Below are 14,170 nucleotides of genomic sequence, written 5' to 3' on the forward strand. Positions count from 1 at the left end.
CATTACTAAATATAAAGTTTTCCTATCTCATCTGCAGCTAATATTGCAGCATACACATCATCAGGAGTAACTTCAAATGGCATATTGTGAATAGTTTCTCCTTCTGCACAAGATGCTTCTGCTACTTTTCTTATTTCTTCTTCTTTCACTTCATCTATATTCATTTGTTTTAAAGTAATTGGAAGTCCTACTTCTAAACATAATTCAATTACTTCCTCTATTTCTTCTATTGGTGCATTTTCTAATACTAATTGAACTATAGTACCAAAAGCAACTTTTTCTCCATGATATAAATGGTGGCATTGTTCTAGTACTGTAAAACCATTATGTATTGCATGAGCACCTGCAAGCCCACCACTTTCAAATCCTATTCCACTTAAATATGTATTTGCTTCTATAACATTTTCAACTGCCTTTGTACATACATTTTTCTCTACTGCTAATTTTGCTTTTAACCCATCTTCTAATAATGTTTCATAACAAAGCTCTGCAAGAGCTAAAGCTGCTTTAGTCATTTTTTCACCTGTCATATTTGAAGCATTTGCTTCAAAACAAGCTTTTGCTTCAAAATACGTTGCTAAAGCATCTCCAATACCTGCTACTAATAATCTAGCTGGAGCCTTAGCAACAACAGCAGTATCTACTAATACAACTTCTGGGTTTCTAGGCAATACTAAATATTCACTAAATACCCCTTCTTCAGTATATATAACTGAAAGAGCACTACATGGAGCATCTGTAGAAGCGATAGTTGGTACAATAACTACTGGTGTTTTAGCATAATAAGCTACAGCCTTAGCTGTATCAAATATTTTACCCCCACCAACTCCAACGACAACATCACATTGATTTTGTTTTATAACTTCCACTAATCTTTCTATTTCATTTTTACAACACTCACCATTAAATTTTTCAAATAATATTTCTGCATCTTCGCCTTTAAAACTTTCTTCTATAGTACTTTTACTTCTCTTTATACCATTTTCACTAGCAAGAAATAAGAAAGATTTTCCTAATGATTTAGTGTGACGGCATATATTTTTTAATTCGCCTTTTCCTTGTACATATTTTCCAGGAGCTATTATAATCTTAGCCATTTTCAATCACCTCTTAATATTTTTATACTTATATTTTTATACTTAGCTAATAAATATATGCTAAACAGACCAATGCATAAAAACACTATTTTTTCTGTATAGTAACAATAAGCAATGTTAGATTGTTAAATTTTAGTCAAGTCAATGCATAAATATCCTCAGTAAAAATATTGTATAATATACCTAATTATTTATGTGCCTCAAGTAATTTAAACCATTTCTAATAACTTCATTATATTATAAATATTCTATATCAGTCAATATTTTTTATATATAAAATCTAGTAGTTGTTAATTTATTAACATATTTTTGAATACTTTACACTATATTCTGAAATACATAAGTAATGGCAAATGGTAAATAACAAGTTACAAACATAAAGAGATCAGAAATAAAGAACAGTTAATAGTTAAAAGAAAACAAAGGCATACATTGCATAAAAGACCTTTCACTTCGGTAAGAAATTCTAAACCTTTTTCAAATGTTTTTTACACAATATATGCTTTTTCAGCCTACATAAGGTAGGATTTTCAAAAATAAATACTAAATGTTGATCTTTGCTTTATTAGAAATCTTAAATATTATATAATTAGTGATTTTGCTCTAAGTGAAAATTTCCTTATTTATACTTTATACTTTTTATACTTTATACTTTTTATGCGTTTTTCTTTAATACACTAATATCTAAATCTTGATACTTTGATAAAAAGTCTAGAAGACATTTCAATATATCCTGCTTTTCTTTCTGTGAATTTGTTTCTAAATTTATTGGCATAACAGGATCATGCAATGACAATCTCATTAAAAACCAAGCATCACCACATTTTACTCTTACTCCTTCATAATTTGGTACTTCTATTTTCCATCCTTCTTTATTAGTGCAATATTCTTCTAAATCATTAAGTATCTTTGTTCCATAGTCTTTAAAATTTTCACATTTTATTTTTATTCTATATTCAACACTCACATTAGCTTCTTTTAAATCTTTTATAAGTTCATGTAAATTCTCATTTTTTTCATGTTTAAGTTTTGCCATTTTTACAAGTATCTTGGAAATTAAATACGCACCATCATCTAAAAAATAATTTTCTTTTAAAGCTGCATGGCCTGATGTTTCTATAGCAATATGACATTCTGCACCACTTTTATTAAGTCTTATTGCCTCATTTATAACATTTTTATATCCTCTCTTAAATCTATGATGTTTTCCACCATGTATATCTTCTATAAATTGCTTTAACCCTACTGATGTAACAGAATCTGTCACTATAGTTGTTTTTGGATGTTCTTCTAATATAATTGCAGAAATTAATGCTATTAATCTATTTCTATTGATCTCATTTCCATAACTATCTACAATTGCTGCGCGATCTACATCCGTATCAAATATTATTCCTAAATCAGCCTTATTTTTAATAACAGCTTCTTTTATTGAATGCATAGCCTCTTCATCTTCAGGATTTGGAATATGATTTGGAAATCTTCCATCAGGCTCTATAAATTGGCTGCCAAAAGTATTAGCCCCTAATTCTTTTAAAACCTTATTTACGTAAAATCCACCACATCCATTTCCTGCATCTACTATTATTTTAAAATCTTTAAGTGGTTGTAATTTATCTACCTTACTATTTACCCCTTCACGTATTTTTTCTACTAGGACTTTTGCATAGATAGAGATAAAGTCTATTGTGTTAGCGCTTCCACACTGTTTATTTACTAAATCAGCTTCGCTCTTTGCTATATCAACTATTTGCTTTAAATCACTTTTTTCTATTGCGCCTTCTTTTGTAAATAGTTTTAATCCATTTCTGTTAAAAGGTAAATGACTTGCTGTTATCATTATTGCACCATCATACTCATAGCCTTCTAAAACAGTAGACATAAACATAGCCGGAGTAGATGCTAGCCCACAATCATAAACATTTGCTCCATTATTTGTAATACCATCAATTATAGCATCTTTTAATTTTTCACCTGAAAGTCTTGAATCTCTTCCTACTGATATTTTTAAATCTCTTTTATCTATTTGTTTCTTATTTGATAACCATTTCACAAAAGCTGCACCTAATACTTTTACCATGTCTTCTGTTAAATTTACACTTTCTCCTTCAACACCTTCAAGTGCCACTCCTCTTATATCGTTTTCATTGATAAGTTTATCCAATGGATTTAACAAATTAATTCCTCCTCCGTTATATGCTTAAATATATAAAATTCTAAATAAAACATGACTAAGGATATGTGAAATATATTTTTAATTATACCCTTTTTCATATATAAATATCAATATTGAAAGTTAAAATTGTACATTTGTTCTGCATACTAAAGTAACATTTTTTTGAATCAGCTTTTACACACTAAATACTGCAAAATATAATTGATATCTAACTTCTTCTCAAGCTCTAACTTCTATAAAAGATATATGTTAAGTGTTAACACTTAACAATTTAAATATATTTTTCATATTATTGTTATGTTTTTACTCTTTCATACGATAATTAAATTGTGTCTTATTTTGAATTTTACAGAATAAAAATAATATTTATCCAATGACTAACTACTCTAAAACTCTAATCTTCTATAAATAAAAGATAAGAGTGGACACGTTTCTAGATAAGTTCAACTAACTTTCAGATGAAGTTACTAACTTCACCTGAAGCTATGTTTTATTTGACTTAAAATTTAAGTTACTACTGTTACATACATGGGACTTTAATTTTAAGCTCCATGACTATATACTTTCAATATAATATTTTTACTATGTTTATCAAGGAGGGAGGAAGCTGGCTTATTAATAATAAAAAGTCAGCACCATAAATGAGTAAAGAGATAGAAAATTTACTTACAAGTACCTTAAAAGAAGGTATGATATTAGCAGAAGATTTGATTTTAAACAACGTGAAGCTCTTAAGTAAAGATACCATTTTAAATGCTAAAAGCATAGAAAAAATCCGAAGTCTTTACCCTGTCTCATTTGTACCTATATATAAATCACAAAATAATGAAGATGATGAGAGCTCCGATGAAACTTATGTTAAAAGATATAAAGAAACAGAAGCTATTCTTTCAGAATTTAGCACACAAATGAAAACTATTTTTAAAAACATAAATCATAAAGTGCAGCCAAACATGAACCATGTACGAGTTTTATCAGAAAATATATTAACAAAAATGAATGATCATGGTATGGTTATAAAAAATATCGTAGATCCTATAAAATTAGATGAATATCTTTACAGACATTCTGTAAATGTAGCTGCTTTAAGCTCTATGCTAGGAGGATGGCTTAATCTAAAAAAGAGAGATTTAGTACTTCTAACACATGCTGCAATGCTTCATGATATAGGTAAAGCTCAACTTTCAAAAGAAATTTTAAATAAAACTACACCGCTTACAAAAAAAGAAACAGATATCTTGAAAAAGCATCCAATAATTGGATATAATCTTATGAAAAAGGTTCCTTATATAGATACTTCTATTCAATTAGGAATACTTATGCATCATGAAAGAATAGATGGTTCTGGGTACCCACTAAAACTTAAAGATACTCAAATTCATGGATTTGCTAAAATAATAGCAATTGCTGATGAATTTGATAATATGACTTCAGATAAAAATAGTAAAAATAATCACTGTTCACTATATGCATTACAAAATATTAAGGACTTATCTTTTAGTTCATTAGACACTAAATTCTGTTCTGTATTCTTAAATCATGTTTCAAATTATTATATAGGTGAAAAAGTAAAATTATCTAATGGAAAAGTCGGTAGAATATTAAAAATGAATATTAATACTATTACAAAACCATTAGTTCAAATTGAAAATAGCTTTATTGATTTATCTAAAGAACATAATTTATCAATAACTGATATAGTATAAAAGAATAAAATTAATAAACTCTGAATGAAAAAATCCATCCAGAGTTTATTAATTTTATTCATGTTTTGAATTATATGCCTCTAATACTTTATTAAATTCTTGTCCCTCACCTATAGACGTGTATTCTATTTCATTACCTTTTTGTTCTGCCCTATATGCGTAAGCATCCTCTGAACCTTTTGAAGATACAATAACATATTGCTTGTTATCTACATTAAGCATATCAATTATGTCTAATTCTTTTTTATTACCATTTTCATCTAAAATTGTTACTGTTTCTGTTTTATTCATAGCAATCGCTCCTCTTTTTTTATTCACTATATAATTTGCGTAATTGCTACAAAATATATTCATTCTTATTTACTTAATTACTCAACTTTACCAATATAAAAATACTGTCTAGCGAAGGAAAATGATATATTGCGTAAGAAACATTTAACAACAATTAAAAATTAATAATTAAAAATGAATGTTGATTTTTGTTTTAGCAAAAATCTTTAATTATATTAGTTATTTTGCCCTAAGGCAAAATTTCCTTAATTATTAATTATTCATTATTAACTATTAATTATCTTTAAAGTAAATGGTTTCTAATCAAGATATCATTTCCTGCAGCGGCTATTTTTCATCTGCGAAAGTTGAATTAGTTCTCAATCTTTTCTTTACTAAATTCTGTTAAATTATCAATACTTAATGTTAGATTGTCTATAACCTCTTTAGCTAGCTTAATATTTTTGTTTTGGGAACCATTTGCTACTTCTAATGTGGTATCAGAACCATTCACAATCTTTTTTAAATATTTACAGTATTCCCTATGAAAAAATTTAAGCTTACTTGAATATTTTAAACTTGCAATCTGTTTTTCATACTCATGTAAATTTGAATTTTCATTTTTTATAACTTTTATATTTTCCGCATCTATTTTTTCACTTTCAAGCACTTTTTTAATATTATCCACAGAAGTTTTAATTTTTACCGTATAATCTTTTATTTCTCTACCATATTGTATATCAATCTTGTAACTATTAAGCTCCTGTTTTGGTGATACTCCTTTTATAAATATATTATATGCAGAAACTCCCATCAATAAAATGATTAGAAAAATCACTAATTTTACAGCTTTCTTTACTATAGCAAGAATTATAAAAAGAACTATAAAAGCAGCTATAATATAAAACAAATAATTTGAATTGAACATTCTTATGTGTCCCCTCTCCCTGAATTACTTTAATCTTGTTCACACAATAATTCTACACTAAAAGTTACTAACTCTCCTTGACTCTTAGCATAAATCTTTCCTCCATGTAAATCAATAATACTTTTAGCTATAGAGAGTCCTAATCCACTTCCTTCATCATTCTGTGTTCTAGCCTTATTTACTTTGTAAAATCTCTCAAAAATTCTATCTAAATCTTCTTGTGCTATCTCTTTTGCTTTATTTGTAATTGAAATTAAAACCTTATCCTCTTTCTTCTTCATACTTACTTTAATTTCTCCTGGTTTATAACTATATCTAACTGAATTCATAATCAAATTTTCAAAAACTCTAAGTATTTTATCAATATCTACATTTACAATTAATCTTTCTTCACATAATACTTCTTCCGCTTTCAAATTATTTTCTTCAAAAATAGGATAGAACTCTTCTACAAGTTGTTTTATAAAATCATTAATACAAATAGTTTCTTTTTTTAAAGTAACTCCTTTATTAGATAACTTGGTATATTCAAAAAGTTCTTCTATTAAAACTTTTAATTTTTCACTTTTACTATTTACTATATCTAAATATTCTTCCATTTGTTTTTCATTTTCATATTTTTTATTTTTTATAAGAGTTAAATATCCAATTATGGATGTAAGAGGCGTCCTCAAATCATGAGATACATTAGTTATAAGCTCATTTTTTGTTTTTTCTGATCTTCTTTCTCTTTCCATTTTATCTTTGATTTCTCCTGCCATAAAATTTATATTACTTGATAACAATGAAAGTTCATCTCTTCCTTTTTGATTAACTCTATAATCCAAATTACCTTTTGAAATTTCACTTATTCCTAAGCTTATTTCTTCAATATATTTAACTTTTTTCTTAGTCAATAATAGAAAACTTAAAATAAATACAATTACAGATAACAATACCGCTTGTATAGATTTTCCATCTGGTTGATAACTTCTTATTGAACCTTGAGGTACTCCATTTAATATTAAATATGCTTTCTTATCCTTTAACTCAATTGGGTATACTCCAGTAAATTCTCTTGCTGTCCCTTGATATGTGTCATAATAGGAATCTTTGTTTTGTACCCATTCATATTGCTTTACATTAGCTGTATCCATTGCATTTTTAAATACAGTATACATATCAATCTGAGAAGCCTGTATATCACCAAATTTGTATAATACTTTTCCATTTAAATCTGTAATAATAATTTTTTCATATTCTCGTTTATAGGATTGTACTCTCTGTTTTAATTTCTCCTCATATGACATTGTTTCCCCACTATCTTCTTCATTACTTTCTTGATTATTTTCTTTTTGATTTTCTCTATTTTCCCTCGACATTTCTTCTTGTGTTAAATTACTTATTTGCTTTCCTATATCTGCAATATCTTCTCTCATTGATGAAACACTATAGCTATAATCTACTACAGATGTTCTATTTTTTTCTAAGAGAAATGGGTTAGCAAATCTAAAAAATATTAATGCTATTAAAAAACATACACCTGACGTTACAATTAACTCCATTCTAATATTAGAAGTTATTTTTAGATATATATAAGAATACAATCTTTTCATTTTATGATAGAAATTTTTTATAAGACCTTTTCTCTTCTTCTTTTTCTTTAAATCTTTATCTTTATTTTTGATTGCTTTATCCTTATCCTTGTTCTTAAATTTATTTTTTAACTTACTTATCAATTTTATATCCAACTCCCCAAACAGTTTTTATGTATTTAGGTTTTCTAGTGTCTTCCTCTATTTTTTCTCTTATTTTTCGTATATGAACCATTACTGTATTGTCATTTTCAAAAAACTCTTCTTTCCAGACTGCCTCATAAATTTTTCTTATACTGAACACTATCCCTCTATTTTCTGCTAAAAGTTCTAATATTGAAAACTCTGTAGGAGTCAATTTTATATCTTTACCATCTACTAATATTTCATGAGTATTAGTATTAATCATTAGATCTTCTATTTCCATTACTCCTTCAGTTTGAATATCTTGTTCATCTGCACTGTTATTATTAAACTTTTTATATCTTCTTAGTTGAGATTTAACCCTAGCTATGAGTTCTAAAGGATTAAAAGGTTTGGTTACATAGTCATCTGCTCCTGTAGTAAGTCCTAATATTTTATCCATATCTTCACTTTTAGCAGATAACATTATTATCGGCATTTCTCTTTCTTCTCTTACCTTCATACAGACTTCAATGCCATCCATATTAGGCATCATTATGTCTAATATAATTAAATCCACCTCATTATTTTGTAAAACACTCAATGCCTCTATTCCATCTTTAGCTTTTATAGTATTGTATCCTTCATTTTTTAGGTATATTTCTATAAGATTCCTTATTTCTTTATCATCATCTACAATAAGTATGTTCTCTTTATCCATACATCTATCTACTCCCTCATATCATTATAAATATACTAATCTATAAAAAGTATATCACTTGTACTATTGAGTTCCAATGTAAAATTCACTAATTGTACTAATAATTTGTACAATTTAACACATATGCTGGAGGTATATTTATAATTACTCGTTTACATTGTATTTCAGTAAAAAATTGTTCTATAAAATTTTTCTTTACTAATGAATACTGAAAAGTTATAAAATTTCCCTCTTTAGATAAAATTTCTTTTGTTATATTTAATATATTAATTGACATATCTTTAGGTAATGATGTAAAAGGAAGTCCTGAAACTATATAATCTGCATTATTAAAACCAAAATCATTTAAATATTCTTTAGCATTTTCAGCTGAATCATTAACTATATAAACATTTTTTTTATTTTTAAATTTATCACGAATTATGTCACAAAGTTTCTTATTATATTCAATAACTATTAATATAGTATCATCCTTTTTTCTTTCAACTAACTTTTCTGTAAACACACCTGTACCTGGTCCATATTCTATAATACACTCTGCTTTTTCAAACTCTATATTTTCTACCATTTTATTTGCTAACTTTTGAGAACTTGGTAATACAGCCCCTACTTTTCTAGGATTACATATAAACTGTTTTAAAAACTTTACACTCTCCACTATTCCTCATCCTCTCATATAATTTACTCTAATTATATGAGGTACTCCTTAAAACTTTATTTTTTATTTCTTAAGAATATCTTTTATATTTCTTAATATTTTCTTAAAATAAAACTAATTATTGTATTTTATTATGATAAAATGATTATTGTATAACTAGGAATGGAGATGATTTTTGTGAAAATAGCAGTTATGTCAGATATTCATGGTAATCTATATGCACTTGAAAATGCTCTTAAAGATATAAAAAAAAGAAATGTAGATACTATTGTGTGCCTTGGGGATTTAGTAGGTTATGGTCCTTTCCCTAATGAAGTTATAAATCTTATTAGAACTGAAAATATCCTTAATATCAAGGGAAATTATGATGCTTCTGTAGTAGATAACAAGTTCAGTTATATTAGGGATACTGAAATAAATAAATTTTCACTTCCTTGGAATGTAGAAAATCTTACTGAAGAAAATAAATTGTACTTAAAAAATTTACCTACAGAAATTACCTTAAACTACAACAACAAAAATATAAAATTCGTACACGGAAGTCCTAGAAAAATAAATGAATACTTAAAAGAAAATTCAAAAGAAGCACAAGAAGTTATGGATATATTTGAAGGTGATTTACTTATTTGTGCACATACTCATATACCTTACATAAAACAATATGGTAATAAATTATTATTGAACCAAGGCAGTATTGGTAAACCTAAAATGGGACGACCTAATTCAACCTATGCAATTATTGAATTAACTGAAGATAACATGCATGGAGAAATAATAGAAATTTCTTATGATTACTCAAAAACTATGAAAGATATGAAAGATAAAAATTTTCCTGAAAGAATCATAAAATCTATTGAAACAGGAATTGAATAAATATTTATGTCACAAATCATATATTACCAACAAATAAAAAGTATTGGTTATATAATTATAGCCAATACTTTTTCTATTTTAATAATTCTTCAAGTTTTTCAGAACTTATAGTGACATTATTTATTTTATAATATTTACTTATTTGTAAACCTTGTGTACCTGAAATAGATAGTTTTATATGATTTTCGTCATATATTCTAATAGCTAATATAGTACCATCATCATCTGATACAAAAGCTAACCTATATATACTATTAGATTTTCTACTATCTGCATTGCTTAATTTATCATTATTTTTATATTCTGTAAGATTTAATTTATTTAAATAATTAAATATTTTTGAACTTCTTTCTGAATTTTCATTTTCAATAATTTGTGGATTACTTTGATTTTTATTTGGTTTAGTTCTAGAAACAAATATAGTATTAAATTTTTTATTCTTATAATATTTACTCATTTTTAATTCATAGAATGTACCTTGTTCATGGTAAAAAAATTTAAAAACAATAATAGGTATACAAATAATGAGTACTAATAAAATTATAAAAAGAAATTTCTTCCTATTATTCAAATATATCAACTCCTAAAACTATTTAGTAGTTAAAACTAATTAAATATTAACATTAAATAATTTTACATTCAATATATTACATAAAACCCAATGAACTATTTACATTTTTTATGAAATCAATATACATCAATCTAATTACTTAACTTTCTCAGTATAAAAATACTGCCTAGCGAAGGGAAATGGTGTATTGCGTAAGAAACATTTGAACAAACAATTAGTAATTCTTGGTCTAAAAATTTATTATTACGTTAAGAAAAACTCATTGTTTGAGTGTAGCGAGTTTGAGTTTTTTAGTAATAATAAATTTTTAGACCTTAGAATTACTTTGTGAAGTGAAAGGTTTCCGAGCAATATATCATTTCCAGCAGCGAATATTTTCGCCTTGCAAATTTGAATTTTAATTATTATATTTTAAATTTAGATACAACATTAGAAAGTTCATTTGAACTATCTTTGGCTAAATTTATTTGTTCAATTACACTACTTGATTTTTCAGCAATAGCCATTGATTTATCATTAATCGTATTAGTGCCTTCTGCCCCTTCATTTGTAGCTAAAGTCACACCATCTATTGTTTTTAATATACTTTCTATAGATTCTGATACTTCATTTAATCTATTGCTAAATTCAACTACTAAATCATATATAAATACTGCATCTTCACTGTATTGATCTCCTGTATTAATTAAAGATTTATAATCTTGTATTACCTTAGTATCCATGAATTTTAAAATTTCTAATGCACCATTTGAAAGATTCTCAACAGCTAATACAACTTTATTTGTAACATTTTGTATTTCTGTAACTGTACAATTAGATTGTTCTGCTAATTTTCTTATCTCATCTGCTACTACAGAAAATCCTCTTCCAGCTTCCCCTGCTCTAGCCGCTTCAATTGCTGCATTTAATGCTAATAAATTAGTTTGTGATGATATTTGTAATATAGTATCTGAAAGAATATTTATCTGTTCTACCACCCTAGATTCTTCAATAGCTCTTTCTAACTTTTCTTTAGCTTTTATATATATTCCATCTGCTTCATCCTTAGAATCTACTGCATTACCTTTTAATTGTTTTGCTCTTTCATTGATTTCTTTTGCTGACTCAGTTCCTTCTTCTATTTTATGTGTGATTTTTTCAATAACATTTGAAATTTCACTTGCAGATGCATTCATTTCTTCTGTAGATGCTGCTGTTTCTTCCATTCCTGAAGCTATTTCTTCTGTAGTAGAAAGAACATTTTCTACTCCTTCATTTAAATCTTCCATATCTTTATTAGCCTCATTTATGATTTTTACAGTAGTATTAGTATTATTATTTACTTCAACCATTATATGTCTTATATTTTCTATGAATTTATTTACAGTTAATGCCAATTCTCCAATTTCATCATTAGATTCTATATCAATCTTTTGTGTTAAATCTCCACCTTGTTTACATAAATTCTCAAGTTCTTGTTTTAGTACACCTATAGGTTTTAAAATTCCTTTAATCAATAATAAAGATAATGTTATTGAAGCACTTATAGCTATAATAATTATTATCAAAAACATAACTTTTGATTGGGCGTACTCTATATCACCTGCATTACTAGCTTCTTTTGCTTTTTGATTATTATATTTCACTAATTGTAAAGCAGCGTTTGAAGCAGTATCAAAAGCTTTTTTTGATTCATTATTCATTATTTCCATAGCTTCTTTTGTTTTTAACTCTCTACTCAGCCCTATCATTTTTTCATTTAATTGAAGGTATCTTGACCATTGATTTTTTACCGTATTAAATATCTCTTTATCATTTTCTTTATTTATAGTTTTTTCATAATTCTGAAGATTTCCCTCAATTTGTTGATTTTTAATTTTCATTTCTTCTTCTTTTTGATTCATTTGTTGCTTTGAAGTAGAAATAATATGTTCATACTCTAATATTCTAAAATCTGAAGTTAAAGTATTTACATTTTCAGAATATTGAATTCCTAAAAGCCAGCCATTAGCTATTTCAGTAGATTTATCGTTTACTTTGCTAAGCATTTTATTAGAATATATACCTATTCCTATAATTATAATAGTTAATATTGCAAATGTACTTATTAACTTCATTCTAATACTTTTTTTCATAAAGCTCCTCCTAAAACTTATTATTTTGACTTTTGTAATTTAATTTTTATTAACACTTTTTAAATATACAATTATATTTATCGCCCCCTACATTTTAATTAAATATTACATATTTTATATATTTATTAGAAAAAATACACTATATATCTTTTTTCGTCATTTTATTCTTTTTATTTACATCATATACTGTTTTACTACTATTTTCAAGCAAAAACAAAGCTAATGAATTTTTTATTTCACTAGCTTCGGTTTATTGAATTTTTTTCTGACCATTTTATTATAGAATCACATGCTTCATTTATATTATCTATATTTAAAGTCAAATCATATTCATATTTCTTTTCTCCATTTTTATACATAGGATCATAGTACTTTATCATTAACTCTTTTGCTACTTCTGAAAACATTTGATTTTTTACCATTTCTACGTACTTTTCTATTCTATCATGATTTACATATCTTTCTAATTTATAAAGTGATTCTATTATCTGTTCTTGACAATTTTCACATTTTGTATATTCTTCAACTATTATTTTAGCTCTATAATCAATATCTCCTCGTATCAAAATATGTTTTCCGCTCTTCATATTATTGTAAATGGAATCTGGAATAAGTATTCTACCAATTCTTTTACTTTCACCTTCTACAAATACATAATTACTTTTGAGATTTTTAAGTTTTTCATATACGCTTGATTCAAATTGTTTTTGAGAATTACACTTTCCAATACCAACACTTCCAAGTAATGATCCTCTGTGATTAGCATAACCTTCTAAATCAAGTACTTCAAAACCTTCTTTTTCTAATTTTTTTAATATTCTAGTCTTACCTAACCCAGTATTTCCATGAACAACAATATAGTTAACTTTTTCATTTACTTTAGGAAGTTCACTATTTATAAACGCTCTATATCCTTTGTATCCACCCTTTAATTTACAAGCTTTTACTCCTAAGCTCATCATAAGCATTGTTAAAACAGAGCTTCTAAGTCCACCTCTTGCACAGAAAAATACTATTTTCCCATACTGTTTTTCTAATTCTAAAATTTTATCATATATTTGTGGTAATTTATTTGATACTGCTTCCACACCCATTCTTTTTGCTTTTTTAACACTTTCATTTACATACACAGTACCAACTTCTTCTCTTTCCTTATTATCCAATATTGGAACATTCACTGATCCAGGTATGGTATATTCTTCATGTTCTTTTGGACTTCTTAAATCTACTAATACATATTTCCCATCTAAATCTTTATAGTCTATATCTTTAACCATCATGTCCTCCTATAGTTTTTAATGTAAATTTACTTTATCTATTATACATTAATTTGTTTTAGAAATTAACACTTTTTTATAT

12 protein-coding genes are annotated in these 14,170 nt (G+C 26.2%); 2 read left to right on the forward strand and 10 right to left on the reverse strand.

Annotated elements, in window-relative coordinates:
- Positions 1–5: 5 nt before the first annotated feature.
- Together ACFIJ5_RS13175 and ACFIJ5_RS13180 are read right to left on the reverse strand one after the other, a co-directional pair.
- Complete coding sequence (locus ACFIJ5_RS13175; protein ID WP_379807760.1) at positions 6–1,097, reverse strand: glycerol dehydrogenase; 1,092 nt, start codon at positions 1,095–1,097, stop codon at positions 6–8.
- A 655-nt stretch (positions 1,098–1,752) separates the two neighbouring features.
- A complete protein-coding gene (locus ACFIJ5_RS13180) occupies positions 1,753–3,273 on the reverse strand; it encodes a phosphohexomutase domain-containing protein (protein WP_379807762.1) in 1,521 nt (506 codons plus the stop codon).
- Positions 3,274–3,914: 641 nt separating this feature from the next.
- Here ACFIJ5_RS13180 and ACFIJ5_RS13185 point away from each other — a divergent pair.
- The gene (locus ACFIJ5_RS13185) at positions 3,915–4,979 is read left to right on the forward strand and encodes an HD-GYP domain-containing protein (RefSeq protein WP_379807764.1); all 1,065 of its coding nucleotides are present in this window, start codon (positions 3,915–3,917) and stop codon (positions 4,977–4,979) included.
- A gap of 54 nt (positions 4,980–5,033) precedes the next feature.
- Here ACFIJ5_RS13185 and ACFIJ5_RS13190 read toward each other — a convergent pair whose 3' ends face one another.
- The 5 genes from ACFIJ5_RS13190 to ACFIJ5_RS13210 form a co-directional block, all read right to left on the reverse strand.
- Positions 5,034–5,270 (reverse strand): DUF1292 domain-containing protein, encoded by a 237-nt coding sequence (locus ACFIJ5_RS13190; RefSeq protein WP_379807766.1) that lies wholly within the window; start codon positions 5,268–5,270, stop codon positions 5,034–5,036.
- Positions 5,271–5,622: 352 nt separating this feature from the next.
- Positions 5,623–6,177: a hypothetical protein gene (locus ACFIJ5_RS13195; protein WP_379807768.1), complete on the reverse strand. Its 555-nt coding sequence runs from the start codon at positions 6,175–6,177 to the stop codon at positions 5,623–5,625.
- A gap of 29 nt (positions 6,178–6,206) precedes the next feature.
- Positions 6,207–7,895 (reverse strand): sensor histidine kinase, encoded by a 1,689-nt coding sequence (locus ACFIJ5_RS13200; protein ID WP_379807770.1) that lies wholly within the window; start codon positions 7,893–7,895, stop codon positions 6,207–6,209.
- Positions 7,885–8,595 carry a response regulator transcription factor gene (locus ACFIJ5_RS13205; RefSeq protein ID WP_379807772.1) on the reverse strand — a complete coding sequence of 237 codons (711 nt, stop codon included), beginning with the start codon at positions 8,593–8,595 and terminating at the stop codon, positions 7,885–7,887. Before ACFIJ5_RS13205 ends, ACFIJ5_RS13200 begins: the two co-directional genes overlap by 11 nt.
- 97 nt (positions 8,596–8,692) lie before the next feature.
- On the reverse strand, positions 8,693–9,253 hold the full coding sequence (locus ACFIJ5_RS13210; protein WP_379807774.1) for a class I SAM-dependent methyltransferase: 561 nt from the start codon (positions 9,251–9,253) through the stop codon (positions 8,693–8,695).
- A 177-nt stretch (positions 9,254–9,430) separates the two neighbouring features.
- On the opposite strand from ACFIJ5_RS13210, the gene ACFIJ5_RS13215 reads away from it, so the two are divergent.
- Positions 9,431–10,126, forward strand: coding sequence for a metallophosphoesterase family protein (locus ACFIJ5_RS13215; RefSeq protein WP_379807776.1), 696 nt, complete (start codon positions 9,431–9,433; stop codon positions 10,124–10,126).
- Positions 10,127–10,199: 73 nt separating this feature from the next.
- Here the strand turns inward: ACFIJ5_RS13215 and ACFIJ5_RS13220 are convergent, their stop codons facing one another.
- The 3 genes from ACFIJ5_RS13220 to mnmH form a co-directional block, all read right to left on the reverse strand.
- A complete protein-coding gene (locus ACFIJ5_RS13220) occupies positions 10,200–10,697 on the reverse strand; it encodes a hypothetical protein (protein ID WP_404660613.1) in 498 nt (165 codons plus the stop codon).
- A 404-nt stretch (positions 10,698–11,101) separates the two neighbouring features.
- Positions 11,102–12,811 (reverse strand): methyl-accepting chemotaxis protein, encoded by a 1,710-nt coding sequence (locus tag ACFIJ5_RS13225; protein ID WP_379807780.1) that lies wholly within the window; start codon positions 12,809–12,811, stop codon positions 11,102–11,104.
- A 239-nt stretch (positions 12,812–13,050) separates the two neighbouring features.
- On the reverse strand, positions 13,051–14,088 hold the full coding sequence (mnmH, locus tag ACFIJ5_RS13230; RefSeq protein WP_379807782.1) for a tRNA 2-selenouridine(34) synthase MnmH: 1,038 nt from the start codon (positions 14,086–14,088) through the stop codon (positions 13,051–13,053).
- Positions 14,089–14,170 lie beyond the last annotated feature (82 nt).

The sequence above is a fragment of the Haloimpatiens myeolchijeotgali genome (genome assembly GCF_042688525.2).
In the GTDB taxonomy this organism is placed as follows: Bacteria; Bacillota; Clostridia; order Clostridiales; family Clostridiaceae; genus Haloimpatiens.

Coding starts and splice junctions, on each gene's coding strand:
- ACFIJ5_RS13175 (WP_379807760.1), bottom strand. CDS start 1,097: ATGGCTAAGATTATAATAGCTCCTGGAAAATATGTACAAGGAAAAGGC.
- ACFIJ5_RS13185 (WP_379807764.1), top strand. CDS start 3,915: ATGAGTAAAGAGATAGAAAATTTACTTACAAGTACCTTAAAAGAAGGT.
- ACFIJ5_RS13190 (WP_379807766.1), bottom strand. CDS start 5,270: ATGAATAAAACAGAAACAGTAACAATTTTAGATGAAAATGGTAATAAA.
- ACFIJ5_RS13195 (WP_379807768.1), bottom strand. CDS start 6,177: ATGTTCAATTCAAATTATTTGTTTTATATTATAGCTGCTTTTATAGTT.
- ACFIJ5_RS13205 (WP_379807772.1), bottom strand. CDS start 8,595: ATGGATAAAGAGAACATACTTATTGTAGATGATGATAAAGAAATAAGG.
- ACFIJ5_RS13225 (WP_379807780.1), bottom strand. CDS start 12,811: ATGAAAAAAAGTATTAGAATGAAGTTAATAAGTACATTTGCAATATTA.
- mnmH (WP_379807782.1), bottom strand. CDS start 14,088: ATGGTTAAAGATATAGACTATAAAGATTTAGATGGGAAATATGTATTA.